The sequence below is a fragment of the Mitsuokella multacida DSM 20544 genome, assembly GCF_000155955.1.
Classification (GTDB): domain Bacteria; phylum Bacillota; class Negativicutes; order Selenomonadales; family Selenomonadaceae; genus Mitsuokella; species Mitsuokella multacida.
On the sequence record NZ_GG697142.2, the window covers coordinates 759,431 to 786,308 of the forward strand.

The window sequence follows — 26,878 nt, forward strand, 5'->3', positions numbered from 1 at the left end:
TAGTGTCGTTTTATTATACCATACATCTGCGAAACTACATTTTGTAAAGTGCGTTTTAGGTGCAATGTGTGCTTCTTTCCGAGGCAGCTCTATGATACAATAGAGAAAACACGATGAAATGGGAGGGAGCGCGATGATTGATATCCTGCTCGTGGATGACCAGAAAATCCTTTTGGAGGGACTCAGGAAGATCTTTGAACCGGCGCCGGACATTGCTGTCTGTGCGACCTGTGCTTTGGCGGAGCTGGCGGAGGAGGCGTGCCTGCGCTACCGGCCGGACCTCGTGCTCATGGACATCTGCATGGAGAGCCGCACGAGCGGCATCCGCATCTGCCGCCGGCTCAAAGAGCGCTTTCCGGCGATCCGCGTCGTCATGATGACGGGCATGTCGGAGCTCGCCTTTGTCGGCTGGGCGAAGGACGCCGGCGCGGACAGCTTCATCTACAAGGAAGCGTCAGGGGAGGCGTTCCTCGACTGCATACGGCGGACGATGGCGGGCGAGCACGTATTCCCCGTCATCCGCGGTCGGGATACGTTCGGTGCGGCGGAGGCCAGCCTGACGGAGCGCGAGCTCGAGATCCTGCAGCTCATCTGCCAGAGCCTCTCGCGCGAGGAGATCGCGGCGCGGCTGGGCATCGCGAAGCGCACGGTCAATTTCCACATCACCAACATGCTCGAGAAGACGGGCCACAAGAGCATCGTCGGCCTCGCCGTGGAGGCGGCCGAGAAGGGCCTGACAAGCATGGAGACACAGAACGAATGCGAACGCGACGACACCGCCATGCCCTGATGTACCGAGTGTACCTAAAACGCACTTTTGGCGCTGCGTCATGCGTCAGAAGTAGGCGGTGATGCTCGTGCCGAGGATGTACTCGTGCATGCGGCGCAGCAGGGGGCTCTCGCGCCGGTTCTCGAGGCGGAAGCCCTCGACGGCGCAGACGAGGCCCGGCGTGATGACGTAGTCGGTGCGGGCACCCCAGCCGCGGAAGCCCTCGCGCCGGAAGAAGCCGGTGTCGGCGTCCATCGTCGGGTAGAGGACGGAGGCGGAGGGCTGGTCGTAGTAGCGGAGCCAGCTCGCGAAGCTGCCGGCCTTCCGCTCGTCCAGCTCGCCGTACTGTACGAGCGCGACGAAGCCGCCCTTGCGCTCTCGATAGGCGTCGGCATAATGGCGCCCGTCTGCTTGCAGCAGCTCGAGCCCGAGCTGCCATTTCGATGTGGGATGGTACTTGGCCGCAAGCGAGGCGATGCGCTGCCGGTCAAAGCCCTGGCCGATGCGGCCCGTTGGCAGGCCGAGTGTGCGGAGTCTTGGCTCGCTTGCTGGCAGGTCCTGGCGCTGGCGGAAATCGAGATAGACGGCACTGGCATCGAGCTTGCCGAGCGCTTTCTTCCAGAGCACGGAGATGCCGTCTTTCTGTTCATCTGGTTCGCCTGTCGTGCGGCCGACGAAGACGGTCAGGCTGCCCTGTGGCCGGTCGGTATCGCCCGTGCGGAAGCGCAGGCCGTCGATGCGCTTGTCGATGATGCTGCCGTCCATGAGGTAGTAGTTGAAGCGGCCGACTTCGATCTTCGTGTGGGGGTTCTCGTGCTGCAGGTAGAGGCGCGAGAGCGTCAGGTGCTTGTTGCGCGACTCATCCTTGCTGTCGCGCTTGTCCTCGAGCATCGTGCGGATGCTCGTATTGGCGCTCGTCTCGATGAAGGAGAAGAGGCGCAGGCGGCGCTCGGCGCGGAAGACGGCTTGGTCGGTGCGGCGCAGCGTGCCGGTCCGCATGTCCGGCACGCTTGCGTGGAAGCGACCCTTGCCGTAGAGGAAGCGGTAGTCGCCGTGCAGTGTGAGCCGCGGATAGGAGTGCCTCGCATCGGCCTTCTCTAGACTGTCGATGATCTCGGCTTCTTGTTCCATTTCGGAAGCTGCGTCTGGTTTCACGGATCTTGCGGAATCCTGCTGTACTTTGGCGGCAGTGGCGGGGATGGGGGCTGCAGCGAGCAGGGCCAGGCATCCCGCGAGGATGCGCGCCCGCTTTGTCGTCGCAATCATGGTGATCTCCTTTATTCTTTGGTCCTTGGTTGTGTGTCGACTATGGTGTGGTACCTGTTCAAATCATTTTATTATCATTCTATCATGTATTACAGCGAAAGAAAATCGTTGAGAAGCTGGGACCATCAGGAAGGGGAGTGTGTGCATGGAAATGACGTGGCTGCGCCATCTTGCCTATGCCTTCATGCCGGCCGTGACGCTGCTCTGGGGCGAAGCGCTGCGGGCGCGCTTCCTGTACCGCGGCGCGCGCCGGGCCGTCCGCCTGCTCGTCGCTGCGCTGCTCGCCTGGCAGTCCGTGCGCCTGCTGAAGTACATGTTCGAGCCTGTACCGGATGCGGGCGATGGCCTGATCAATGCATTCTGGTATCTCTACTACGTCTTCCGGGCGGCCCTGCCCGTCGCCCTGCTCTGGATCGCGCACGTGGCGGACCGCGATGCCGTCGCGCGCAGGATGCCGCCGCATCTTTTGGCGCTGCTGCTTTTGAACCTCGTGCTGGCTGCCGCCATCCTGACGAACGACTGGCATGAGCAAGTCTTCTCGTTCCCACAAGAACGCGAGGGCGGCGAATGGGAGGAGAAACTGGAGTGGGGCGCTTACGCTTACTGGGTCATCTGGTTCCTCGAGGTCTTTGCGGCGCTCGCCATCCTCTGGGTCAAGGCCGGCCTGCAGAAGATCTGGCGCCTGCAGATGGTCCTGCCCGTCGCCCTCTGCGGCCTGTTCCTCGCGTACTCCATCTTCTACAATTTTCTGCCCCTCGTGCGCATCGACGTCACCTTCACGACGACGGGCTTCTTCCTGCTGCTGCTCGAACTCTGCCTGCAGACGGGCCTCATGCCGTCGAACGACGAGCACGAATCGTTCTTCCGCGAGGCATCGCCCGGCCTCATGCTGTTCGATGAAAAGGGGCCGGGCGTGCCTCGTCTCGAAGGCGGTGCCCGGCGGGGAAGCGGAGCGGAAGGACTACCGCATTTCCAAGATGAAGGTGCCGGGCGGCGGCACGCTCGTCTGGTACGAGGACATGCATCTGCTGCGCGAGCGGCAGCGCATCCTCGCACAGGCAAACCGGGCGCTGGCGCGCAGGCGCCGCTATCTGGAGCGCGAGGCACCAAAGCGGCGCGAGCGGGCGGCACAGATGATGCAGGACCGCCTGCGCGAGGAGGTCGAATCGCTGCTCAAGGGCCTCCGTCCGTACTTCCGCGAGTTTCGCGAGGAAATCCTGAAGACGGAGGGAGAGGCGCAGAAGCATGCGGTCCACAAGCTCAACCTGCTCGCGACGTACACGAAGAAGCGCTGCGTACTCTTCCTCAAGAGCGAGGAGAGCGGCCGCATCGCGCTCGACGACTTCGAGATGGCCTCGTCGGAGATCTGCTCGGCGCTGCGCGCGTTCCGCCTGCATGCGGCTATCGACTGGAAGATGCCGGATGAGATGCCGGCGCAGACGGCTCTGCTGGCCTTCGAAGCGCTGACGACCTTCCTCGCGGAGGCGGCGCGCAGCCGGGCGGCGGAGGACATCTACGTGACGATGGCCGAGGCGCGCGTGATCTTTCTCGTCGAGCAGCAGGGCGCGTGGCTGGTGCGCTGGCAGGCGCTCTGGCACGAAGGCCATGCGGCGAGCCAAGTCGCCGTCAAGGACCTTGGCTATGCCGTGTCGGTCGACTGCAGCCTGACGGAGGAGGTGAAATGATGAGCGGATACACGGCGATGCTCTGCCTGCTGCCCGCCTTCCTCGCGGCCATCACCTCTGCCTTTGGCCTGCGCGCGGCCTATGTGCGCAGCTCTAGGGCAGTCTCGGTCTGGAGCGAGGGCGTGTCCGTGCTGCTGAGCTCGGATCTATTGCTGAGTTGCTTCAAGCTGCGCGAGTGGGCCGCAGGCCATGAGGATGCACTGTTCTTCCTCTATGCGCACATCGTGCTGCTCGCCGCTGCCACGTGCCTGATCCTGCTGAGCCTCTACCAGCTGCGGTCAGATGCCGTCACGAAGCGCGGCCTGCTGCGCGCCAGCCTGCTGCTCGCGGCCGTGCTGCTAGACTTCGGCGCCGCAGGTCTCCCGTGGGGCATCGCGCTGGCGGCACTCTTCCTGGTGCTGCGCGCAGGCCTTACCTGGCACCACGCGCGGCCCGCTGTGCGCGAGTGGGTCCGCGAGGGCCTCGACACCCTGCCGGAGGGCATTCTCTTAGCGCATGGCGATGGCCGCATCGTCCTGGCGAACCTCCGCATGCTCGACTTCATGGAGGGGACGGTCGGCGGCCACAGCCGCGACGCCGAAGCGTTCTGGCAGAGACTCCGGGAGATGGCTCAGCAGGGGGAACGGCACGTCTTTGACGAGGCGCAGGGGACGCTGCTCTTCCGCTTCCGGCACAGCGCCTGGCTCTTGCGGCGCAAGGCCATGCCGGGCCGTGCGGAGCGCGGCAGCTTCGAGATCACGGCCTCGGACGTGACGGAGCTCGGCGCCATCACGCGGGAGCTCGAGGCGAAGAACGCCGTACTCGCCGCGCAGGCCGAGGAGACGAAGCGCCTGCTGCAGGCGGCTGTCGAGCAGGAGCGCCTCAAGACGCTCGAGAAGGTGCGCGTCCGCGTGCACGACATCATGGGCAGCCGCATCAGCATGCTGCAGCGCCTGCTTACTGCACCGGAGCCTCTAGAGGCGGCCAAACTCGTGCCCACGGTCGACATGGTGCTCGAGGAGATCTGGCTCGAGGAGGAATCGCCGCAGGAACTCCTGCAGGACCTCGTCCGGGCGTACGAAGCCTTCGGCGTGACGGTTCGACTCACGGGCAAGCTTCCCGAGCGGCGCACGGTGGCGCTCGCTTTCGTAGAGGTCCTGCGCGAGGCGGCGACGAATGCCATCTGCCACGGCCATGCCGACGTCATCGAGGTGAAGGTGGGCGAGGCGGGCATCCGCATCGCCGACAACGGCTGCGGTGCGCCGCCGACCTTCCACCCGGGCGGCGGCCTCTCGGCCATCATCCGGCGCGCCAAGTCGCTCGACGCGCGCCTGACGATTGCGCCACAGCCGTCGTTCTCCCTCGCGCTCACCATGCCAGCGCCAGGCCGTGCGTCGGAGCCTGCGCCCTGAATCCCTGCTGCACTTCAAGAAGCTGCTTCTGGCAGCTTCTTTTTTTGTGCTTACCTGTCATTTTGTACAGTACGGTGGGCACATCCCGTGCCGTATACTGGAAGAGAAGGGAGATGAGAACGATGGACAAACGAAGCGTGTTGGACAGACGCTGCTATGTGGTTGGTATCTTCTGGTTGCTGCTCATCGCATTGGCATCGGTCGTGCTGGCGGCACCGGCCGTCCTGCCGAAGCCGTCCTCGCTGGCGTACAGCGTCGATACGGCCGGGATGATAACGGCGGAGGACGCGGCCAAGATCGCTGAGATGGGCAGAGGGCTCGATGCGGCGACGGGCGCTCAGGTTGTCGTCGTGACCATCCCCTCTCTTGATGGTGCTTCCATCGAGGAATACGCGACGACATTGTTCCGCAATTGGGGCATCGGCAATGCCGAGCAGAACAACGGTGTGCTGCTGCTCATCGCCAAGGAGGACCGCAAGTTCCGCATCGAGGTCGGCTATGGCCTAGAGGGCGCCATCACCGATGGCTATGCGGGCTCCGTGCTCGACGGCATGAAAGCGGACTTCAAGAGTGAGAACTACTCCGAAGCCATTGTCACGGCCTATGCAAAACTCACGCAGAAGGCGTATGAAGAGTACGGTGCTGAAATCCCCGAGAATGTCAAGGATGTGGCGGAAGAACCATTCTGGGGCGTCTTACTCGGCGCGGCTATCTTCTTCGGCCTCATCGCGCTGCTCGTCTACGCGGTCTGGGGCACACTGAAGGGCATCCTGCATGTCCTGTCGTCGGGGCGTCTCTTCCAGGACTCGGTTGGCAGTGCGGGCGGGGGATCGTCGGGCGACGACGAGAGCGGGCGCTATCGCTCCGGTGGCTCGGGCGGTTCTGGCGGCTCCTTTGGCGGCGGCCGCAGCGGCGGCGGTGGTGCCTCGGATGGCTGGTAAAGCGGCAGAGTCCGCAGAGAATACAGGATCGCAACAGCAAAGAGGCGTCCGGTTGGACGTCAGGAAATCAGGAAGCTAGGAAGGAGGATATATATGAAAGGTGGAACGATTTTAGTCGGCCTGTTCCTCATCTTCTGCCTGTTCCTCGGGTATCAGTACAACGCGGTGAAGAGCGCGCGGCTCAATGTCGATGCGGCTTACGGTCAGGTGGAGAACCAGATGCAGCGTCGGGCTGACCTCATCCCGAATCTCGTCAACACGGTCAAGGGATACATGAAGCATGAAGAAGCTCAGATCAAGGCCGTCACGGATGCGCGCGCAAGGCTCATGAATGCCGGCTCGCCGGAAGAGCTCGGCGCAGCCGATGCGGAACTCACAGGTGCGCTCGGCAAGCTCATTGCCATCTCAGAGAATTATCCGGACCTCAAGGCAAACACGCAGTTCACAGAGCTCATGCGCGAGATCAGCGGCACGGAGAACCGCATCGCCGTCGCGCGCATGGACTACAATGAGGCAATCCGTTTCTACAACATCAAGATACAGACATTCCCGGGAACGTTCTTCGCCGACATGATGGGCATGCGGCCGCTTCCGCAGTTCCGGGCGGAGGAGAAGGCGAAGGAAGTTCCGCAGGTCGCATTCTGAGCCGTTGTTCTGAGTCGTTCTGAATGGTTAGAAAAGGAGGATCATCATGGGTCTTATCAAGGCAGCAATGGGCGCGGCAGATGGCGTCATGGCCGATCAGTGGAAAGAATTCCTCTACTGTGACAGCCTCGACAAGGACACGCTGGCCGCAAAGGGACAGAAGCGCACGAGTTCGCGGGGCAGGACCTCCAACACCTCGGGCGAGGACAATATCATCACGAAGGGGTCGGTCATCGTCGTCAATGAGGGCCAGTGCATGATGATCGTCGAGCAGGGCAAGGTCGTCGAGATCTGCGCCGAGCCGGGCGAGTACATCTACGACAGCTCGACGGAGCCGACCGTCTTTGGCGGCGACCTGGCAAGTGATCTCAAGGCCGTCTTCCGCAATATGGGCAAGCGCTTCACATTTGGCGGCGATGCGCCGAAGGATCAGCGCGTCTACTACTTCAACACGAAGGAAATCATGGGCAACAAGTACGGCACGCCGCAGTCCATCCAGTTTGAGACGATGATCGGACCGTACATGCTGAACGTCAACATCCGCTGTTTCGGCGAATACAGCTACCGCATCGCGAATCCCATCCTGTTCTACACGAACGTCTGCAGCAACATCGACACGGTCTACGAGCGCTCGGAGATCGACTCGCAGCTCAAGAGTGAGCTGCTGACGGCCCTGCAGCCGGCCTTCGGGCGCATCGCGGCCAAGGGCATCCGCTATACGCAGCTCATCAACTACACGAAGGGCATCCGCAATGAGCTCAGCGAGGAACTCTCGGAGGACTGGGGCAAGAAGCGCGGCATTGAGATCGTCTCGTTCGGCGTCTCGTCGGTTAAGGCCGAGGAAGAAGATGAGCGCCGCATCAAGGAGATCCAGGACAGTGCGATCATGAGCAATCCCGATATGCGCGCCGGGCGTCTGGCGACGGCGACGGCCGATGCGATGCGCACGGCGGCCGGCAATGAGGCCGGCATGGGCGGTGCCTTCGGCTTCATGGGCATGGGCATGGCCGGGCAGATGGGAGCCGGTGCGATGGGCGCTTTTGGCCAAGGGCCCGCACCGCAGGGCAATCCCTTGGCGCCACCGGCACAGCAGCCACCGGCACCTCAGCAGGCAGCGCCGCCCGCGCCGCAGTCTGGTTGGACCTGCTCGTGCGGTCACGCGGGCAATGCGGGCAAGTTCTGCGAGGAGTGCGGCAAGCCGCAGCCAAAGCCTGCCTCTGATGGCTGGACCTGCAGCTGTGGCACGGTCAACAAGGGCAAGTTCTGCATGGAGTGCGGCGCGAAGAAGCCGGCGGACGAGCCGCTCTACCGCTGCGACAAGTGCGGCTGGGAGCCGAAGGACCCGAAGCATCCGCCGAAGTTCTGCCCCGAGTGCGGCGATCCGTTCGATGAGGGCGACAGACAGTGAAGTGGATTATCTAGATATGCACTAGACATGTGATAGAGAAAAGAAGGTGAGTATCGTGGCCGAGACGTCAGTCAGCTATAAATGCCCGAGATGCGGTGCGCCGCTTTCCTTCCTGCCGGGGCGCGATACGGTCAGCTGCGAGTACTGCGGCACCGAGTTCGAGATCGCGGCCATCGAGGCGATGTTCGCGCGGGAGCAGGAAGCCGCGAGGCGCGCGGCTGAAACAAGAGAAGCCGAATTCGACACGGCCGCAGCGGGCGGCGAATGGTCGCCGGAGGAGAGCGGCGCCATGGTCATGCAGACCTGCTCGGCGTGTGGCGCGGAGCTCGTCTCCGACGGCAATACGATGGCGACGGAGTGCGCCTACTGCGGCAGCCCCAACATGATGCCGGCGAAGTTCGAGGGCATGGTGAAGCCGGACTTTATCCTGCCGTTCAAGAAGACGAAAAAAGAGGCGCAGGAGGCGCTGCAGGCCTTTTACAAGGGCAAGTACCTGCTGCCCGATGGCTTCGCCGGAGCCAACCGCACGAAGGACATCCAGGCGATGTACGTGCCGTTCTGGCTCTTCGATGCCGATGTCTTCGCGCGGGCCAACTTCCGCGCGGAGAACGATGTGCGCCGCGAGACGGCAGATGAGATCATCACGGAGACGAGCGTCTACCAGTGCGAGCGCGCGGGCTCGATGCACTTCGTGCGCATTCCTGTCGACGGCAGCGAGCGCATGGACGACGCCTACATGGACAGCATCGAGCCGTTCGACTACGCGGAGCTCGTGCCGTTCTCCGCGGCCTACCTCACGGGCCATCTGGCCGACAAGTACGATGTCGATGCGGAGGCGAGCATCCCGCGCGCCGATGCGCGCATGCGCGCGACGGCTGTCGATGCCCTGCAGAAGACCGTCAAGGGGTACGACCGCTGCTCCATCGAGGGCGACCCGTCCTTCCTGCGCGAGAGCGCCGCAATCTCCTACGCGATGCTGCCCGTCTGGATCCTGACGACGCGCTACGAGGGCAAGCCCTACACCTTCATGATGAACGGGCAGACGGGCAAGTTCGTCGGCAGCCTGCCCGTCGACAAGCGCAAGTCGTGGCTTTACCCCGCCATCGCGCTCGCCGTGTCCTGGCCCGTGCTTTACTTCATCGTGCAGTATTTCATGACGTAAGGGGGGCTCTTCATGACTGCAAAGATACTAGGGATTTCCTTCGTGCTGGCACTCGGCGCCGCTTTTCTCGTGCGCTATATCCTGATCGCCGGCATGAGCAATGTGCACCAGGCAAGCAAGGCCGACGCCTACCTCGATGAGGAAAGCTTCTCGCTCGTCGACAGTAACGACACCTTCCTCTACACCCAGGTCAAGCGCCAACCGAAAGCCAAGAAAGAATCGTGATCGTCGTGATCGTGATGTAAGAGATGGAAGAGAAGAAAGGGAGGATGACCATGAAGAAGCCGCAATTCGCTGCCGCCCTGATGACCGGCCTGCTGACCGCTGCGCTCGTGCTCGGCTGCGGAGCAGGTCCCGACACGCCGAAGGAACCAGAGCCGCAGAAGCCCAAGATCACCCTGAACTATGAGACGGTGAAACTGGAGCAGGGCAGGGAGCTTTCCTTGGCCAAGCTCACGAACGCCGACAAGATCACCATCACGAAGTCCTTCCACCGCACCGGCGCCATGACGAAGATCGGGGAGACGATCTACATCCGCAATGCCAATACGGGGACCATCCTCGAGGCGAAGCTCGAGGACGACAGCCTCAAGGTCACGAATGCGGAATTCGTCAAGGACGTGCCGGAAAAGAGCTTCCTCTCCAACGATGGCAAGGACCTGCTCTACACCGATGCGAAGTACAAGGTCATGGCCGTCGCCGCGGATGGGACGAGCCGGCCGTTCTACGATAAGGACGTCCGCGGCATGGTCGGCGTCCCGGGCAAGGATGAAGCCGTATCGTTCTACAACGCGCGGGCTGTCGTGCGCTATGCCATCGCAGACGGCAAGGTCTCGCAGGAGATCGGCACGGTCATCCCGAAAGAGCGCGACGAACTGCTCACGACGCCGAGCGGTCTGGTCTGCGATGGCCAGCATGCCTACCTGTTCGGCAGCACCCTGGACGGCAAGATGAGCGTCGGTGCTGTCGCCGCCTACAGCCTGGACGGCACGCAGGCGTACGTCATCGGGCGCAAGCATGCCCCCGGCCGGAAGCCGGGCTATCTGGCCAGCGCCTTTGATGTTGCCGTCACGGATGACTACCTCCTTGTCTTCGACGGCAATATCCGCCAGCTCAACATCTTCAACAAGAAAGATGGCTCCTTCGTCGACCGCATCAAGGCCGACAAACTGTTCGACGGCCAGAACGATGTCCAGATGATGCCCTACGAGGGCAATCAGGTGCTGGTCCTCGTGAAGGACAGTTCTAAGAAAGGCACGGAGGGAGACACCGGCGACAAGGTGTTCATGCTCAAGATCTGACCGGCGCTGCTGCGCTTCAAAGCCCCTTTGACGAGGGGCTTTTTGCTTGGGGATACTTGTATTTTAATGGCCGGACTTGTATACTAGAAGCGTTAGAATACGGGGAATATCCCATGAGAAAGAAGGAAGTTTCATGAAGAGCATGAAGTTGCATTTCCTGGCGATGCTCGTCGCAGCAGTCGCGGCCATCTACGTCCCGACGGCCTGCTCGGCGGCTTATGTCACGGCGTATGAGCAGCATGTCGACGAGAAGTACGTCGTCGACACTTCGACGGTCTACCGCCCGGATGCGGAGCACATCAATGTCGGCGTCTACTACACGGACAACATCAAGAACAAGACGTATCCGTACGTATACAAGTTCTGGTACAACACAGGCCGCGGCGCCTGGTACATCCTCGAGCAGAAGAATGCCCCAGAGTCGGGCGATATCTACGAGGACGACACGCACTACTGGTCTATCGTCGAGGAGAAGAGCATCGCGCAGGATGTCCTCAAGGTCGTCCTGGCCTATGCGGGCTGATCCCTCACGGGTCAATCGCGCGCTGATGTAAATACGGCAATGAGAAGGGCAGCCATCTGCAAAGAGCAGGTGGCTGCTTTTTTGTGCCCGCATCGAACAGATGATTCATGGCAATGTGATTTTTCACAAGATTTTTTTATTGGCGTTTCGCTTGCATTTTGTATTCAGCGGGTGTACACTAGGGTCCATCAAACATTACAGAGAAACGTACGGATTTATACAATAATCTATTATTGAAGTGCGTTTGTTTTTTGGAGGTGTACAGATGCAATGAGGAATTGGGGAAGAAAAGGAATTATCTGCTTATTGTCTATTATGGTTGGCTGTTCCCTGCTGCTGTCGGGCTGCGGGCTTGGCAAGATGGCGCGTGAACATCAGGCCGCACAGGGTGGACCTGTCGAGCTCAAGCTCGCCTACCATCTGCCGCAGGACCATTACCTGTCGCAGGGCATGGAGCGTTTTGCGCAGCGCGTCAATGAGCGCTCGAATGGCTCCATCAAGATCACGACGTATCCGGCTGGACAGCTCTACACCGACAAGAGCATGAACGATGCCATCATGTCGGGCGGCCTCGACATGGGCCTGAACTCCACGGCGATGTGGACGACGGTCGTTCCGGCGCTCAACGTGCTCGATGTGCCGTTCCTGCTGAATAGCTACGAGGCCGTCGGCCGCGCGATGGACGGCAGCCTCGGCCGCACGCTGACGAGCGAGATGGAGCGCAAGGGCGTCCATCCGCTGATCTGGGTCGACTACGGCTACGTGCAGTTCTGCAACAACCAGCGCCCACTCAAAGAGCCGGAGGACTTCAAGGGCCTGCAGCTGCGCGGTTACGGCCAGATCCCGGCTGAGACGATCAAGGCGCTCGGTGCTTCGCCGGTCACGATGAGCTCGAGCGAGGTCTACATGGCCATGCAGCGCGGCACGATCGACGGCCAGACGTCCGGCACGACGGCCATGTACCAGCGCAAGATCTACGAGGTCGCCAAGTATCTCACGATGACGAACCACGCTTACTGCGAATTCGTGCTCGCCGTCAACAGCGGCTCCTGGGACCGCCTGACGGATGAACAGAAGCAGATCGTCGAGGAATGCGCCAAGGAGACGCGCGATGAGCTGCGCGAGCAGACGCGCCAGGAAGACCGCAGCTGCATGGAGAAGCTCCGCGATGCGGGCATGGAAGTCTACGAGATCCCGCCCGAGGACATCCCGAAGTGGCAGGAGGCGACGATGCCGGTCCGCGAGAACTTCATCCGCAAGATGGGCGACCTCGGCCGCCAGCTCGTCGATCAGTGCCTGGCAGCCGACCAATGAGCGAAAACTGAAATTTGGAATATAGAATGGGAATATAAAATATGAAAGAAATTGAGAAAGGGAGCGGAGTTCATGTCATTCAAAGATATTGTTTTGCTCTATGACCGCATACTCGGCAAGATTACGCGTGCGGCAGCTGTCCTGGCTGGCTGCCTGCTGCTGCTCACTGCCCTGATCATCTGCTACGAGATCATCGTGCGCGACTTCTTCCACTCACCGACGGAATGGGTGCTCGAAGTCTCGACATACGCCATCCTCATCGCGGGCTTCCTCGGCCTGGCCGTCGCCTTCCGCGACAACGCGCATGTGCGCGTCGACATTTTCGCGGGACGCCTGGCACCGGAGACGAAGCGCAAGCTCGACATGGGGATCAACGTGATCTCGTTCCTGCTCTTCCTGATCTTCATGACGGAGAGCATGGACCTCGTGACCTCGTCGTATGTCTACCATAAACTGTCGCCGTCCATCCTGCGCTTCCCGCTCTTCATCCCGCAGTTCGCGCTCGTGCTCGGCTCCTTCCTGCTGCTCGGCGAGATTGCGCGCCGCTTCCTCTTTGAGCTGCTGCGCCTGCCACTGGCACAGGACGGGGATCGAGAGACAAAGTCGGAAGGGAAGGTGCGTTGAATGTCTGCTATCTATACGATCATCATCTTAGCGCTGTTTGCGCTCGGCATGCCGGTCGCCTTTGTGCTCATGCTCGGCGGCGTGCTCGGCATGCTGTTCTTCCTCGGCGGGCCTGCGGCCTTCACGCAGATCCCGGTCATCGCCTATAAGACGCTCGACGACTTCGTGCTCGTCGCCGTGCCGCTCTACATCCTCATGAGCGAGATCCTGCTCAAGGGCAAGGTCGGCAACGGCCTCTTCGAGCTCGGTAGCAAGTGGCTTGGCCATCTGCCAGGCGGCATCGGCGTCGCGACAATCTTCGCCTGCGCAATCTTCGCCGCGATATCGGGCTCGAGCGTGGCGACGGCCGTGACGATCGGCGCCATGGCCATCCCGGAGATGCTCAAGCGCGGCTATGAGCGCACGACGGTGCTTGGCGCTGTCGCCGCGGGCGGCACGCTCGGCATCCTGATTCCGCCGAGCATCCCGATGATCCTCTACGGTTCCATCACGGGCGAGTCGGTCGGCAAGCTCTTCCTCTCGGGTATCGTGCCGGGCGTCCTCATGACGTTCTTCTTCATCTGCTACCTCGTCTTCCGCTGCCGCCACATGGAGCGCCAGGCGGCGGCGAGCTGGCAGGAGCGCTGGGCCATCCTCAAGGAGAACATCTGGGGGCTCTTCCTGCCAATCCTCGTCGTCGGCGGCATCTATACGGGCCTGTTCACGCCGACCGAGGCTGCTGCCGTCGGCACGTTCTACAGCCTCATCATCACATTCTTCGTCTACCGCACGGTGAAGCTGCGCGACATGGGCGAGATCCTCACGGCCACGGTCAAGACGACCTCGATGATCTTCGCCATCATGATCGGCGCGATGCTCTTCGGCTTCATCCTGACGGCGCTGCAGGCACCGCAGGCGCTGATGGCGCTCGTGACGGACGCGCAGGTCAGCCGCTGGTTCATCTTCATCGGCATCAACATCGTGCTCTTGGCCCTCGGCTGCGTCCTCGAGACGGTCTCCATCATCCTCATCACGCTGCCGATGCTCTACCCAATCGTCAAGTCGCTCGGCTTCGACCTCATCTGGTTCAACGTCGTCATGCTCATCAACATGGAGCTGGCCCTCATAACGCCGCCAGTCGGCATGAACCTCTTCGTCATCAAGGGCATCAGCTCCGACAGCACGATTGGCCAGATCATCCGCGGCTCCGTGCCGTTTGCCATCATCATGGGCCTCGAGATTGTCCTCCTGTGCCTTGCACCGGACCTTGCCACCTGGCTGCCCGCCGTGCTGCAGTGATAAAGACAGGAAAGATCGATTTGCAGGAGTCTGCCGCTTTGTGCGGCAGGCTTTTTGTGTTTACAGCCATCTGGCAGGAAAGCAGGATTTTGTCCGGCAAAGGCGAAATATACAGGAGTAAATCACTCAAGAATGAAAGGGGTTATCGATATGAGCAAGGAATTTTCGGGCAAGAAGGCCTGCATTGCGCCGGAGGGTGTCTTCATCATCGGCACCTACGATGAGAACGGTGTGCCGAATGCCATGAACGCGGCCTGGGGCGCGCAGTCGGACTATGGCGAGATCACACTGTTCCTCGCGCCGCACAAGACGACGGACAATGTCAAGCAGACGAAGGCCTTCACCGTGGCCTTTGCGACGAAGGATACGGTCGAGATTGCCGACTACTTCGGTGTCGAGACGGGCCGGAAGGTCAACAAGATCGAGAAGGCAGGCTGCCACACACACAAGAGCGCGCATGTCAACGCGCCAATCATCGAGGAGTTCCCGGTGACGCTCGAATGCGAGATGACGAGCTACGACGATGCGACGGGCATCCTCGTCGGCAAGATCGTCGCGGAGCAGGCCGATGAGTCCGTCCTGACCGACGGCAAGGTCGACTACGACAAGCTCCAGCCGATTATCTTCGACATCGCGACGATGACGTACCGCGTCGTCGGCCCGGTCGTCGGCAAGGCGTTCCACGACGGCATGAAGCTCAAAGGATAAGTGCATATCAGACAAAAAGAGAGCTGCTCTGCAGTATGGATCATACTGCGAGGCAGCTCTCTTTTATTTTTGGTACATTATCGTGTGCGTATTCTTTGTGGGAGCGACTGGCTTACCAGAGGCCGATGACCTTCCACCAGGCGGCGCCGATGGTCAGGTAGATGAGGGTGGTGATGGTCGTCATGACGAAACCGTTCTTCCACCATTCGCTCTGCGAGACGTAGCCTGCGCCGTAGTAGATCGGGGCGCAGCCGTTGCCGTAATGCGTCAGGGAAATCGGCACATCGGCGAAGATGCCGAAGATGATGGCCGTCATGAGCGGCGGTGCACCGACGGCGACGCTGACGGCGATGAAGGCCGCGTAGAGGGCGCTGATGCGCGCCGTGACGCTGGCGAAGCAGTAGTGGATGTAGGTGTAGAAGAGCAGCAGGATGAGAGCCGAGGCGACCCAGCCGAGTCCGAGCGAGGAGATGGCGCTGCCGGCGGAGTTTGCCATCCATTTGATGATGCCGGACTTTGCCAGAGCCGAGGCGAGCGTCATGAGGGAGCCCATCCAGAACATGGCATCCCAGGCGCCTTTCTCACTGAGGACGTCCTTCCAGTTGATGACATCAAAGATGATCATGACGCAGACGGCCGCCATGGCGACAGGCGTCGCGCCGATGTGCGTGAGGCCGGACGTCGCCCAGAAGAACAGCGAGCCGAGGAAGACGACGGTCAGGTATTTCTCGCTGCGCGACATCGGCCCCATGGCATCGAGCTCTTTCTGAGCGAGGTGCTTGGCGTCAGGGATGCTGACGAGCTCTGGCTTTGTCAGCTTGAGCATGACGAGCGGCACGAGCAGCAGGCTCAGGAGGCCCGGCACGATGGCCGCGCTGGCCCAGCCCATCCAGGTGATCTCGACGCCGAGCGTCTTGGCGGCGAGCGCCACGCAGAGTGGGTTGCCTGCCATGGAGGTCACGAACATCGTGCAGGTGACGGCATCGCAGTGATAGCCGACCTGCATGAGGTAGGTACCGATCTTCTTGGCCGTCTCGTTCGGCTCCGAGCCGAGTGCACCGGCGAGGGAGCGGACAATCGGGTACATGATGCCGCCGCCGCGGGCTGTTGCCGACGGCGTGGCCGGAGAGATGATGAGTTCACTGAAGGCAATCGCGTAGCCGAGAGACAGTGCGCTCTTGCCGATGGCCTTGATGATACCGAACGCGATGCGCTTGCCGAGACCGCTCTTGATGAAGCCGCGCGAGTAGAGGAAGGCGCAGACAATCAGCCAGATGGTCGAGTTGCCGTAGCCGCTCAAGGCATCGCCGACTTTCAAGAGACCGCTGAGCGTCGAGAACGTGATGGCGATGAAGGCGACTGCACCGATTGGCAGCGGCTGCAGGATGAAGCCGACGACCGTCGCGATGAAGACGGCAGCCAGATGCCACGCCACGCCGGTGACGCCTTCCGGCACCGGCGCGAACCAGATGATTGCGCCAACCAAGAGGGTGATCAGGGCATTGCGTTGTTTCTTGTTCATGAAAATCACTCCTTTCTCTGTCAGTGTAAACAAAAATGAGTGGGAAGTCAATAAAATAACAGAAAATTGTAAGCATTGTATCTTATCGAAAAATCAGATATCCATGATAAAATTTAGCGATGTGACAAAACATATTGACATAGTATGTATGCTAATGTATGATGGATATCAAAGATGTACAGATATACAGCATGAAGTTATGGGGTGTTCACGGTATGAAGAAATTATTCTTATTATTATTGACCGTCTGCCTGCTCGGCACGGCAGCGCTGACGGCGGGCTGCGGTCAGTCGGACTCGGCGGAGCAGTCGGGGAAGAAGGTGCTGCGCGTCGGTATGGATGCGAGCTATCCGCCGTTTGGCTCGCAGAATCAGGAGACGAAGGACTACGAGGGCTTTGATGTCGACATCATCCGGGCCATCGGGGCAGAGGAAGGCTTTGACGTTGAGATCAGCAACCGTTCGTTTGACGGTCTGATCCCGGCGCTGCAGGCCAAGGAAATCGATGTCGCCATCAACGACATCACGATCACGGACGACCGCAAGCAGTCGGTCGACTTCTCGAAGCCGTACTACATCGCGGGCCTCGGTGTCGTCGTGCGGTCGGACAACGACACGATTCACACGGCAGAAGACCTGCAGGGCAAGACGCTCGGCGTCTCGATCGGCTCGACGGGTGAGGAGGCCGCGCGCAAGATCCCGGGGGCCAATGTCCGCGTGTTCAACGCCATCAATGAGGCGTTCCTCGAAGTCCAGAATGGCGGCGTCGATGCCGTCGTCAACGACATCCCGACGAACGAGTACTACGTGAGCCATGCGGGCAACAAGAATGTGCGCACGGCAGAGGTGGCCCTGACGAAGGAAGACCTCGGTATCGCCGTGCTCAAGGGCAATACGGAGCTCTTGACGAAGATCGACGATGGCCTCGCGAAGATCAAGGCGAACGGCAAGTTCAGCGAGATTTACGAGAAGTGGTTCGGCAAGCAGCCGCCGCAGGAACTGTTGCAGTAAGATATAATGGGAAAAGATAGAGAATAGAGGGGGATGGAAATCATGGATACGATTGCACGCGATTTGGCGAAGTACCCGCTGCTCGTGCTCGACGGTGCGTTTGGCACGGAGCTCGCACGCCGCGGCTTTGACACGAATGATGAACTCTGGTCGGCCAAGGCGCTCTTTGAGAAACCAGAGCTCGTCGAGGCGGTCCACCGCGACTACTATGAGGCGGGTGCCGACATCTCGACGAGTGCGAGCTACCAGGCGACGGTGGAGGGCTTCGAGAAGAAGGGCTTCACGCGCGAGCAGGCCAAGGAGCTCATCGTGCGCTCGGTCCGACTCGTGCAGCAGGCTCGTGATGCGTTCTGGCAGCAGAGGGCAAAGCGTGTAGGCCGGCCGCAGCCGCTCGCGGCCGCCTCAGTCGGACCGTACGGCGCCTATCTGGCCGACGGCTCGGAGTACCGCGGCGACTACGGGGCGAGCCGCGCGGAGCTCGCCGACTTCCATGCGGAGCGCCTCGCCATCCTCGTCTCAGCAGGGCCGGACATTCTGGCCTGCGAGACGCTGCCGCTGCTCGATGAAGCGCGGGCCATCCTCGATGATCTGCGCCGCTATCCCGACGCGGGCGCCTGGATCTCGTTCTCGTGCAAAGATGCCGAGCACACCTGTGGCGGCGATGCCATCGCCGACTGCGCGCGCCTGCTCGACAAGGAGAGCCAGGTCGCGGCCATCGGCGTCAACTGCACGGCGCCGCAGTACGTGGCCGACCTCATCCGCAACATCCGCGCCCATACGGCAAAGCCCGTCGTCGTCTACCCGAACACGGGCGAGACGTACGATGCCGTAACCAAGACCTGGCACGGCAGTCCGACGCCGTACCACGACTTCGTGCGCCAGTGGTATGAAGCCGGCGCGCGCCTCATCGGCGGCTGCTGCCGCACGACGCCTGACGACATCCGCGGCATCGCCGCCTTCCGCGCGAGCCTGCAGCGTTGAGTATTGGACATGCAAAAAGACACCACATCTGTGGTGTCTTTTTTGTGCGTTATGAGATTTTTGCAGGAAATGAGTCAATTGTGCGGACTGGGGCAGCCAGCGAATAAAAATTGTGCTATAATATACGACTAATCGAACCCATTAAAAGTCCAAGAGAGGCGTATCAATATGTCAGAACCCAATACCGTACCAATCAAGCAGGAGATGGCCATGCGCGGGCAGATCATCGTGCGCACGAGCCTCGTCGGCATCGTCGTCAACATCCTGCTCGCAGCCTTCAAGGCGGCCGTCGGACTGACGGCGAACTCCATCGCCGTGCTGCTCGATGCCGTCAACAACCTGTCCGACGCGCTGTCGTCCGTCATCACGGTCGCCGGTGCCAAACTCGCGGGCCGCAAGCCGGACAAGGAGCATCCGTTCGGCCATGGCCGCATCGAGTACCTAAGCGCCATGATCATCGCGGCCATCGTCTTCTACGCGGGCCTGACCTCGCTCTGGGAGTCGGGCAAGAAGATCATCGAACCCGAGGCCGCCGACTACAGCATGCTGTCGCTCGTGATCATCGCCGTGGCCGTCGTCGTCAAGATCGTGCTCGGCCGCTACTTCAAGCAGCAGGGCAGGGCCGCCGAATCCGGCGCGCTCGAAGCGTCGGGCGCCGATGCGCTGTTCGACGCCATCCTGTCGTTCTCCGTCCTCGTGTCGGCGCTCATCTACCTCGGCACGGGCGTCTCGCTCGAGGCCTACGTCGGCGTCATCATCGCGGGCTTCATCATCAAGTCCGGCATCGACATGATGCGCGAGACGCTCAACGACATCTTAGGCGAGCGGCCGGACCCCGCCCTCGTGCGCAAGATCAAGGGCATGCTCGCCCGTGAGCCCGAGATCCGCGGTGCCTACGACCTCATGATGAACAACTACGGCCCCGGCCGCAACTACGCATCCGTCCACATCGAGCTTCCCGACACCATGACCGTCGAAGAAGCCGACCGCCTGACCCGCCGCATCCACGACAAAGTCTTCGAGGCCACCGGCGTGCGCCTCATGGGCGTCAGCGTCTACTCCTACAACGCCAAAGACCCCGGAGCCATCCCCATCCGCAAGGCCGTCTACAAGATCGTCATGGCCCATCCCTACGCCCTGCAGGTCCACGGCTTCTACGTCGACCGCACGGAGAAAGAGATGCGCTTCGACGTCGTCGTGCGCTTCGGCAACGACCTCCAGGCCATCCTCCAAGAACTCCACCAAGAAGTCCAGGCCGCCTATCCCGACTACCACATCCTCATCGACCCCGATATGGACATCTCCGCCATCGGCCAAGGCCGCCACGCATGATAAAATAATACGGGTAATAGCAAAACGGAACAGCGCCGCTGTTCCGTTTTGGTCTACCAGACTTGCTCGATTGCCTGCTATGCGCAAAAGAGCGCAATGCGCAAGACTGCCTTGTAGCGGATGCATCCTTTCGCCTGCACGCGGTGCAGCTGGAGGGGGGGACTGAGCTTTCGGCGGGCATGTCGTTTCGCCTGCAGGCGGCGCAGTGACCGCCCGAAGGGCTGGCCTCGCAACAAGAGAACCTAGAGCAAAGAATGTCAGAACGCCGCGTCAGGCGGCGAGGCTGCTAGGTGCGTATCATAGCATCATCGAGGCCATTCAGCGGAGCCGCCGAAGCCGAAATGACATGCCCGCCGTCCCCACGATGTCTGCCGAATACTATATCAAACCTGCCCCTGCGCCATCAGGAACTTCCTAGCCCACGCCTCATCGACCACCGGCTCCGCCTTCCGGATGTCCCCGAGCTTCTTCGCGTACTCCGCATGGATCTGGTTGTAGATCTTGCGCGGGAAGTCCGCGAGCCCGAGCGTTTCCTTGCCGCGCACGAGCTGGACGCGGTGATGCCCCTTCGAGTCCGTGTAGAAGTACGCGTGCTCGCCGCCCTGCGCCTTACCTGCCGCCGCATACTGGTAGCAGACCATGAACTTGTAGATTTCGACGAGGCGGTCGTCGAGCCCCGCGTCGAAGATGAAGAGCTTCTCGCGGAAGGCCAGGCGGTCATCGACCGCGCGCAGCACGTAGGGCCGCGTCGTCTTCTCCATCTCCGCCGCCCAGTCCTTGAGCGCGACACCCTTGCCGCGCAGCATCTCGAGCGCCTTGGCGCCGTCCTCGAGCTTGCCGTAGTTGATCATGTAGTGGTCCTCCGGCTGATGGTAGAGGAACGGGTAGTCCACCGTCGTCTTCGCGCCGCAGGCCGGGCAGGCGAACTGGAACAGCGAGCCGTCGCGCACCTTTTCCTTGAGCGCCGGGCTCTCCTTCGTGTTGATGCTCTTGTAGACCGTGAACTCGCCCTGCGCATGGCAGCTCGGGCAGGTGACATGGACCGTCTTCGTGTTTGTCATATGTATCGTCCTTTCCGTTTGCTTCGATTTTCTCTGAGATTCATGATACCACATCCATTGGTGAATAAAAAGTCAGTAGGCAAGCGGATAAAAAACTCGTATAATAGATTATAAGAAGGTGATTTTATGAAAGGCTATAAGAGTGTACTCATAAAAGATACGACGCGGGAAGAGCGCGAGGAGATCGTGCGGCGCTCGCTCTCGTGTGAATCGGGTTGCGAGAACTGCTCCGGCTGTGCGCTGGGCGTCGGCGATCCGTTCGAGATGTATAAGCCCTATATCGAAGGAAAGGAAGAGATCCGCGATATCAATCGTCGGTTCAACGCAAGCTATGGAATCCACTGAACATCAGAAAAAACAATTGATCTTCGGCACGCCGGGTGACTATGAGCCGATGGCGTATCATATGACGTACATCGAATCCTATCGGGGGTTCGACATCGAGCTGGCCTGGCACATTGCCTCAGCACTCGACTGTAAGCCGGAAATCGTCGATACGACGTGGGATACGCTCGTGCAGGATGCGAAGGCCGATGCCTTTGACATGGCAATCGGCGGCATCTCGCGCACACCGCAGCGCGAAGCGGAGCTGACCCTGTCCGATGACTACCTTGAGACCGGCAAGACCATCCTCTGCCGCAAGGCGGATGCCGCGCGCTTCACGAGCCTTGCGGCCATCGACAAACCGGATGTTCGCGTCATGTACAATCCGGGCGGCACGAATGAGTCTTTCGTCAAGGCCAATCTCCATCATGCTGACTGCCGCATCTTTGCGAAGAATGTCGACATCCCGCATCAGATTGTCCTGGGCAAAGCAGATGTCATGATTACCGAGACGGTGGAGGCGGCTTTTTACCTGCGGCGCTTCCCGGAGCTCGCTGCACCGCTGATTGACCAGCCCTTCACGCACGAAGCGTTCTGCATCGCGATGAGCCCAAAGTGCGCTAATTGGGTCGGGGCAATCAACCACATCCTGGCCAAACTGCGCGCGAGTGGCAAATTGCAGGAGATGGCACAGCGGTGTATCGGCTGGCCGCCGCATGCAAACCATACAGAAAGTAGAGAAGAAAACAGATGAAAGCAATTGTTGTCGGCGCGACGGGGGCCGTCGGGCGCGACCTCGTCGAATTGCTCTGCCATGACCCGCGCTATACAGAGGTGCGGACCTTCACGCGTCGCGAGCTCGGCATAGAAAACCCGAAGATACATCCGTATGTCGTGGATTTCGAGCGCACAGAAGGCTGGCACGACCTCGTGCAGGGCGATGTCATCTTCTCGGCGCTCGGCACGTCGAAGAAGCAGGCGGGCTCAAAAGAGGCACAGTACCACATCGACCACGACTATCAGATGATGTTTGCAGAGTTTGCCAAGAAGAACGGTGTCCGCCACATGGTGCTCGTCTCTTCGGCCGGCGCTGATGCGAGCTCGGCGTTCTTCTACATGAAGCTCAAGGGCGAGATTGAGAATGATATGGAGGCACTCGGCTTCGAGGGCCTGACCATCGTGCAGCCGCCCTCGCTCATCCGCAAGCACGCGAAGCGGCCGCTCGAGACCATCTCGGTCAAGGCGCTCCAACTGCTCAATGCCGTCGGCCTCTTCCGGAGCATGGCGCCAATCTCCACGGAGATTGGCGCCCATTGTATGGCTGAGGCCGGCGCTGAGCCGTTCCGCGGCGTGCGGCGGATCAGCAAGCAGGCCATCCGCCATTTCGGCAAGTAAAAGAAAATCACAGATTGAAACGATGCGGTCAGATGCTGGCCGCATTTTTTGTGACTTTAGATAAAATTTTATATAAATATTTATATAAAGAGATAGGTGGAGAGACGGTGCTTGTTATATTAAAATAGGAAATACGCTTGATACAATTTCAAATTTGGATAATAATCGGTAAAAGTACTCGCTTACGAAACGAAATAAGAAAGTTTTCCCTAAAAATCTATAAAATAATATCTAAATTTTTATTGCTTTATTTTATAGTATGGTGTATAATGACCATGTCAACGAAAAAAGAAGCAAACGATAGAGAAGAGGAGAGATTGCGATGAAGAAACACGGTGTACTGCATGCGGAGCTCTCGCGCTGCATCGCGGCGCTCGGCCACAAGGACCTGTTCATGATCGGCGATGCCGGCATGCCAATCCCGCCGGGCGTCGAGATCATCGACCTGGCCGTCACGGCTGGTGTGCCGACGTTCCGCCAAGTGCTCGATGCGGTACTTGAGGAAGCGGAGGTCGAGGGCTACTATCTGGCCGATGAGATACGCACCCACAATGAGCCGCAGCATGCGTACCTGCAGCAGAAGCTCAAGGGCGTGCCGGCTGAGTACATGCCGCACGATGAGCTCAAGACGTTCTCGGCCAAGGCAAAGTTCGCGATACGGACGGGCGAGTTCTCGCCGTATCCCAATGTGATCCTGCGTGCCGGTGTCGTCTTCTGAGCGCCTGCGCTGCGCGTCGTTGCGCGTTCCGCCTGCTTCGTTTAGAATGGATAGGAGAAAGAAGGAGGCTGGAACCGTGAAAATCAACATCAAGAAATTAAGTGAGCTGTCGGGCTTCTCGGCGGCGACCGTGTCGAATGCCCTCAACGGCAAGCGCGGCGTCAACCATGAGACGGCGCAGCAGATCCTGGCATTGGCCCGCGAGTACGGCTATGTGCCCGCGAGCCGCATCCAGAGCATCCGTCTTGTGACGTACCGCGACAGCGGCGAGGTGTTCTCCGATGCGCCGTTCTTCTCGGATCTCATCGAGAGCATCGAGAACGAGAGCCGCCGCAATGGCTATGAGACAAAACTCGTGAACCTCTACCGCCGTGAGCCGGACTACGAGGAGCAGGTCGAAGATCTGCTGAATGATACCTCGTCGGCCATCCTGCTGATCGGCACGGAGCTCAATGAGGCAGATGCCAGGCCGTTCCTAGAGGCGCAGGTACCGCTCGTGCTGCTCGACTGCGCCTTCGAGAACCTGCCGTTCCAATGCGTGCTGATGGAGAACGAGAATGCCGTGGCCGAGGCCGTGCGCTACTTGATTGCAGAGGGGCACACGAAGATCGGCTACCTCTACGGCAGCCTGCGCACGCGCAACTTCACCTGCCGCGCCAACGGCTACCGCAGGGCACTGCTCGAGCAAGGGCTGCCGATTGCCGATTCCTTCCAGTTCGAGATGCCTGTCTCAATCACGGGAGCGTATGAAGCGTTTGGGCGCATCCTCGACGAGGGGCGGGAGATGCCGACGGCCTTCTTTGCCGACAATGACATGATTGCACTCGGCGCTATGCAGGCATTGCAGAAGTACAAGTACCGCGTGCCGGAGGACATCTCGATCATCGGCTTCGATGACATCGCCTTCAGCGAGGTCTGCGCGCCGGGGCTCACGACCATCCACGTCTACAAGAAAGAGCTCGGACAGGCTGCCGTGCGCCGCCTGCTCGAACTCATCCGCGATCCTGGTCAGGCGAGGATGCGCATCCAGGTCTACAACAAGCTGGTGAAGCGAGGGAGTGTGGCCCACCCGCGGGCCGAATGAGAGTAAGGATAAGGGATAAGATATAGGAGGATTTTCCATGAAGATTGCAGTGATTGGGTCGACGATGATGGACATCGTCTCGTATACGGATACCATGCCGCAGGCCGGTGAGACGCGTCGCGTCAGCGGCTTCCACATCGCCAGCGGCGGCAAGGGGGCCAACCAGGCCATCGCAGCGGCCAAGCTCGGCGCCGACGTCGTGATGATGACCGCGGTGGGCGATGACATGTTCGGCGAGCAGTCACTCAAGAATTTCCGGAAGAACCATATCGACACGAGCCTTGTCAAGACGGCTGAGGGGACGTCGAACGGCATCGCGACTATCATCGTCGAGGCCTCGGGACAGAACCGCATCCTCATCAACCCGGGCGCGAACGAGAAGCTCTGCCCGGCTGACATCGAGGCAGCGGGGGAGGCGCTCGCAGAGTGCGGACTCTTCGTCCTGCAGCTCGAGGTGCCGCTCGAGACGGTCTATGCGGCCATCCGCTTTGCCAAGGCGCACGGCATCAAGGTCCTGCTGAATCCGGCGCCTGCAAGCCGCGAACTCTCGCTCGAGATGGCCTGCCAGTGCGACTTCTTCGTGCCGAATGAGACGGAGCTCTCCATCCTCGTCGACAAGCCCGTCGATACGGTCGAGCAGGTACGCGAGGCGGCGAAGAGCCTCGTGGAGCGCGGCCTGACGAATGTCATCGTCACGATGGGCAGCCGCGGCTCCTTGCTCGTCACGGCAGAGGAGACGCAGCTCGTGCCGTCGCTCAAGGTCGATGCGGTCGACAGCACGGGCGCTGGCGATGCCTTCATCGGCTGCTTTGTCGACACGTATGCGCGGACCGGCGATGTGCTCGGTTCGATGCAGCGCGCGTCTAAGTACGCGGCGCTCAGCGTCACGCGCAAGGGCACGCAGGATTCGTATGCCGATACCGAAGAGTTCGCCGCGTTTCTCGATGCCTGACCTCGCGTCTCAATCGGATCCGGATATTCTGATTCAGGAGGAAATTTTTCATGGATAAGATGGATAAGAATACAATCATCCAGTACGACAATGGTTACCTCAGTAAGACCCCGATTTTCCAGTTCATCCTGCTCTCGTGCCTCTTCCCGCTCTGGGCGGCGGCCGCGAGCCTCAACGATGTCCTGATCACGCAGTTCAAGAGCGTCTTTGCGCTCAGTGACTTCGCCAGTGCCCTCGTGCAGAGCGCCTTCTACAGCGGCTATTTCCTGATTTCCATCCCGGCCTCCATCGTCATCCGCAAGACGACGTACAAGACGGCCATCCTCACGGGCCTCGGCTTCTACATCGCGGGCTGCTGCCTGTTCTTCCCGGCTTCGCATATGGCGACGTACACGATGTTCCTCGTCGCGATCTTTGCCATCGCCATCGGCCTCGGCTTCCTTGAGACGTCGGCCAACACGTACAGCACGATGATTGGACCAGAGAAGAATGCGACGCTGCGCCTCAACATCAGCCAGACGTTCCAGCCAATCGGCGCCGTCAGCGGCATCCTGCTCGGCAAGTACCTGATCTTCCAGGAGGGCGAGAGCATGCATTCGCAGCTCGCTTCGATGGACGCCGTGCAGGCGGCAACCTTCAAGATGGAGATGCTGCAGCACACGCTGGAGCCGTACCACGTCATGATCTACATCCTGCTCGCCGTCTTCGCACTCTTCGCCATCACGAAATTCCCGAAATGCAAGGTCAAGTCGGCTGCTGAGAAGGTGCCGGGCATGGGCGAGACGCTCTCGTACCTCGCCAAGAACGGCCGTTTCAAGAAGGGTATCGTTGCGCAGTTCCTCTACGTCGGCATGCAGGTCGCCGTCTGGTCCTTCACGATCCGCCTCGCACTGCACCTCAACCCGAGCTTCAATGAGCGCATGGCCGCCGACTTCATGGTCTACAGCTTCATCTGCTTCTTCGTCGGCAAATTCATCGCGAACTTCCTCATGACGAAATTCTCGGCAAACAAAGTGCTCGTGGCCTATTCCGTCATCGGTTGCATCGTTCTGCTCTACGCGTCCTTCGTCCCCAATATGACGGCACTTTGGGCGGCCGTCTCGGTCAGCTTGCTCTTCGGACCGTGCTGGGCGACGATTTACGCCAAGACGCTCGAAGCTGTTGAGAAGAAGTACACGGAGACAGCTGGCGCCATCGTCGTCATGTCGATCGTCGGCGGTGCTTTCGTCCCGGCCATCCAGGGGTTTGTCTCGGATGTCACGGGTTCCATGCAGTTCTCCTTCATCGTCAACCTCTTCTGCTTCCTTGCCATCGGCCTTTACTTCCGCGGTGAAGCCAAGATTGAAGCCGCGGAGGCAGCCAAGAAAGAAAAGCTGTCCGTCGCAGAGCCGCAGGTATGAGTTTACTTTCCCTTGTATACCGCTCCTTTTGGGAGCGGTATTTTTATTGTGTAAACATATTGACATGATATGTTTTCTTTGCTA

General features: G+C 60.3%; 28 protein-coding genes. 24 read left to right on the forward strand and 4 right to left on the reverse strand.

Translation table 11 applies throughout. From position 1 onward, the window contains the following. Window positions 1-133: 133 nt before the first annotated feature. Entirely contained in the window at window positions 134-790 is a 657-nt protein-coding gene (locus tag MITSMUL_RS10425) for a response regulator transcription factor (protein ID WP_050751681.1), read from the forward strand. 45 nt (window positions 791-835) lie between these two features. On the opposite strand, the gene MITSMUL_RS10430 is transcribed toward MITSMUL_RS10425, so the two are convergent. Both MITSMUL_RS10430 and MITSMUL_RS10435 read right to left on the reverse strand, forming a co-directional pair. After that, a complete protein-coding gene (locus MITSMUL_RS10430) occupies window positions 836-2,035 on the reverse strand; it encodes a hypothetical protein (protein ID WP_005842490.1) in 1,200 nt (399 codons plus the stop codon). A gap of 82 nt (window positions 2,036-2,117) precedes the next feature. Next, window positions 2,118-2,888 carry a hypothetical protein gene (locus MITSMUL_RS10435; protein ID WP_005842492.1) on the reverse strand — a complete coding sequence of 257 codons (771 nt, stop codon included), beginning with the start codon at window positions 2,886-2,888 and terminating at the stop codon, window positions 2,118-2,120. A 43-nt stretch (window positions 2,889-2,931) separates the two neighbouring features. On the opposite strand from MITSMUL_RS10435, the gene MITSMUL_RS10440 reads away from it, so the two are divergent. From MITSMUL_RS10440 to MITSMUL_RS10500, 13 genes are all read left to right on the forward strand, one after another. Continuing rightward, window positions 2,932-3,720, forward strand: a complete 789-nt coding sequence (locus tag MITSMUL_RS10440; protein ID WP_005842494.1) for a hypothetical protein — start codon at window positions 2,932-2,934, stop codon at window positions 3,718-3,720. Then, window positions 3,720-5,111, forward strand: coding sequence for a sensor histidine kinase (locus tag MITSMUL_RS12205; protein WP_050751682.1), 1,392 nt, complete (start codon window positions 3,720-3,722; stop codon window positions 5,109-5,111). The genes MITSMUL_RS10440 and MITSMUL_RS12205 overlap by 1 nt, the downstream gene beginning before the upstream one ends. A gap of 137 nt (window positions 5,112-5,248) precedes the next feature. Then, window positions 5,249-6,052, forward strand: a complete 804-nt coding sequence (locus MITSMUL_RS10450) for a TPM domain-containing protein (RefSeq protein ID WP_248614839.1) — start codon at window positions 5,249-5,251, stop codon at window positions 6,050-6,052. 93 nt (window positions 6,053-6,145) lie between these two features. Next, on the forward strand, window positions 6,146-6,697 hold the full coding sequence (locus MITSMUL_RS10455; protein ID WP_005842500.1) for a LemA family protein: 552 nt from the start codon (window positions 6,146-6,148) through the stop codon (window positions 6,695-6,697). A 46-nt stretch (window positions 6,698-6,743) separates the two neighbouring features. Then, entirely contained in the window at window positions 6,744-8,105 is a 1,362-nt protein-coding gene (locus MITSMUL_RS10460; protein ID WP_005842502.1) for an SPFH domain-containing protein, read from the forward strand. A gap of 55 nt (window positions 8,106-8,160) precedes the next feature. Next, on the forward strand, window positions 8,161-9,267 hold the full coding sequence (locus MITSMUL_RS10465) for a TFIIB-type zinc ribbon-containing protein (protein WP_040636244.1): 1,107 nt from the start codon (window positions 8,161-8,163) through the stop codon (window positions 9,265-9,267). Between the two features lie 12 nt (window positions 9,268-9,279). Then, window positions 9,280-9,492 carry a hypothetical protein gene (locus MITSMUL_RS10470; protein ID WP_005842506.1) on the forward strand — a complete coding sequence of 71 codons (213 nt, stop codon included), beginning with the start codon at window positions 9,280-9,282 and terminating at the stop codon, window positions 9,490-9,492. A gap of 50 nt (window positions 9,493-9,542) precedes the next feature. Further along, complete coding sequence (locus tag MITSMUL_RS10475; protein WP_147653014.1) at window positions 9,543-10,568, forward strand: NHL repeat-containing protein; 1,026 nt, start codon at window positions 9,543-9,545, stop codon at window positions 10,566-10,568. A 133-nt stretch (window positions 10,569-10,701) separates the two neighbouring features. Beyond that, window positions 10,702-11,091 carry a hypothetical protein gene (locus MITSMUL_RS10480; protein ID WP_005842508.1) on the forward strand — a complete coding sequence of 130 codons (390 nt, stop codon included), beginning with the start codon at window positions 10,702-10,704 and terminating at the stop codon, window positions 11,089-11,091. A 315-nt stretch (window positions 11,092-11,406) separates the two neighbouring features. Then, window positions 11,407-12,405 carry a TRAP transporter substrate-binding protein gene (locus tag MITSMUL_RS10485; RefSeq protein ID WP_005842512.1) on the forward strand — a complete coding sequence of 333 codons (999 nt, stop codon included), beginning with the start codon at window positions 11,407-11,409 and terminating at the stop codon, window positions 12,403-12,405. Window positions 12,406-12,477: 72 nt separating this feature from the next. Then, window positions 12,478-13,029 (forward strand): TRAP transporter small permease subunit, encoded by a 552-nt coding sequence (locus MITSMUL_RS10490; protein ID WP_005842514.1) that lies wholly within the window; start codon window positions 12,478-12,480, stop codon window positions 13,027-13,029. Then, a complete protein-coding gene (locus MITSMUL_RS10495; protein ID WP_005842516.1) occupies window positions 13,030-14,307 on the forward strand; it encodes a TRAP transporter large permease in 1,278 nt (425 codons plus the stop codon). Window positions 14,308-14,457: 150 nt separating this feature from the next. Next, complete coding sequence (locus tag MITSMUL_RS10500) at window positions 14,458-15,015, forward strand: flavin reductase family protein (RefSeq protein WP_040636249.1); 558 nt, start codon at window positions 14,458-14,460, stop codon at window positions 15,013-15,015. A gap of 112 nt (window positions 15,016-15,127) precedes the next feature. Here the strand turns inward: MITSMUL_RS10500 and MITSMUL_RS10505 are convergent, their stop codons facing one another. Beyond that, on the reverse strand, window positions 15,128-16,537 hold the full coding sequence (locus MITSMUL_RS10505; protein WP_005842520.1) for a DASS family sodium-coupled anion symporter: 1,410 nt from the start codon (window positions 16,535-16,537) through the stop codon (window positions 15,128-15,130). Between the two features lie 158 nt (window positions 16,538-16,695). Here MITSMUL_RS10505 and MITSMUL_RS10510 point away from each other — a divergent pair, with 158 nt between their 5' ends. The 3 genes from MITSMUL_RS10510 (at window position 16,696) to MITSMUL_RS10520 (ending at window position 19,860) form a co-directional block, all read left to right on the forward strand. Continuing rightward, window positions 16,696-17,547 carry a basic amino acid ABC transporter substrate-binding protein gene (locus MITSMUL_RS10510; protein WP_005842522.1) on the forward strand — a complete coding sequence of 284 codons (852 nt, stop codon included), beginning with the start codon at window positions 16,696-16,698 and terminating at the stop codon, window positions 17,545-17,547. A 42-nt stretch (window positions 17,548-17,589) separates the two neighbouring features. Continuing rightward, the gene (gene mmuM, locus MITSMUL_RS10515; RefSeq protein WP_040636252.1) at window positions 17,590-18,528 is read left to right on the forward strand and encodes a homocysteine S-methyltransferase; all 939 of its coding nucleotides are present in this window, start codon (window positions 17,590-17,592) and stop codon (window positions 18,526-18,528) included. 168 nt (window positions 18,529-18,696) lie between these two features. Next, a complete protein-coding gene (locus tag MITSMUL_RS10520) occupies window positions 18,697-19,860 on the forward strand; it encodes a cation diffusion facilitator family transporter (RefSeq protein ID WP_005842526.1) in 1,164 nt (387 codons plus the stop codon). 383 nt (window positions 19,861-20,243) lie between these two features. Here the strand turns inward: MITSMUL_RS10520 and MITSMUL_RS12210 are convergent, their stop codons facing one another. Continuing rightward, window positions 20,244-20,921, reverse strand: a complete 678-nt coding sequence (locus tag MITSMUL_RS12210) for a CpXC domain-containing protein (RefSeq protein WP_050751684.1) — start codon at window positions 20,919-20,921, stop codon at window positions 20,244-20,246. A 126-nt stretch (window positions 20,922-21,047) separates the two neighbouring features. On the opposite strand from MITSMUL_RS12210, the gene MITSMUL_RS10530 reads away from it, so the two are divergent. From MITSMUL_RS10530 to fucP, 7 genes are all read left to right on the forward strand, one after another. Then, the gene (locus tag MITSMUL_RS10530; protein WP_005842529.1) at window positions 21,048-21,266 is read left to right on the forward strand and encodes a hypothetical protein; all 219 of its coding nucleotides are present in this window, start codon (window positions 21,048-21,050) and stop codon (window positions 21,264-21,266) included. Next, on the forward strand, window positions 21,253-21,999 hold the full coding sequence (locus MITSMUL_RS10535; RefSeq protein WP_005842530.1) for a transporter substrate-binding domain-containing protein: 747 nt from the start codon (window positions 21,253-21,255) through the stop codon (window positions 21,997-21,999). The genes MITSMUL_RS10530 and MITSMUL_RS10535 overlap by 14 nt, the downstream gene beginning before the upstream one ends. After that, window positions 21,996-22,640, forward strand: coding sequence for an NAD(P)H-binding protein (locus MITSMUL_RS10540; RefSeq protein ID WP_005842531.1), 645 nt, complete (start codon window positions 21,996-21,998; stop codon window positions 22,638-22,640). Before MITSMUL_RS10535 ends, MITSMUL_RS10540 begins: the two co-directional genes overlap by 4 nt. A 322-nt stretch (window positions 22,641-22,962) precedes the next feature. Further along, entirely contained in the window at window positions 22,963-23,358 is a 396-nt protein-coding gene (gene rbsD, locus MITSMUL_RS10545) for a D-ribose pyranase (protein ID WP_005842533.1), read from the forward strand. 76 nt (window positions 23,359-23,434) lie between these two features. After that, complete coding sequence (locus MITSMUL_RS10550; RefSeq protein WP_040636255.1) at window positions 23,435-24,442, forward strand: LacI family DNA-binding transcriptional regulator; 1,008 nt, start codon at window positions 23,435-23,437, stop codon at window positions 24,440-24,442. Between the two features lie 37 nt (window positions 24,443-24,479). Further along, complete coding sequence (gene rbsK / locus MITSMUL_RS10555; protein WP_005842535.1) at window positions 24,480-25,394, forward strand: ribokinase; 915 nt, start codon at window positions 24,480-24,482, stop codon at window positions 25,392-25,394. A 50-nt stretch (window positions 25,395-25,444) separates the two neighbouring features. Further along, on the forward strand, window positions 25,445-26,794 hold the full coding sequence (gene fucP, locus MITSMUL_RS10560) for an L-fucose:H+ symporter permease (RefSeq protein ID WP_005842536.1): 1,350 nt from the start codon (window positions 25,445-25,447) through the stop codon (window positions 26,792-26,794). The last annotated feature ends 84 nt before the right edge of the window (window positions 26,795-26,878 follow it).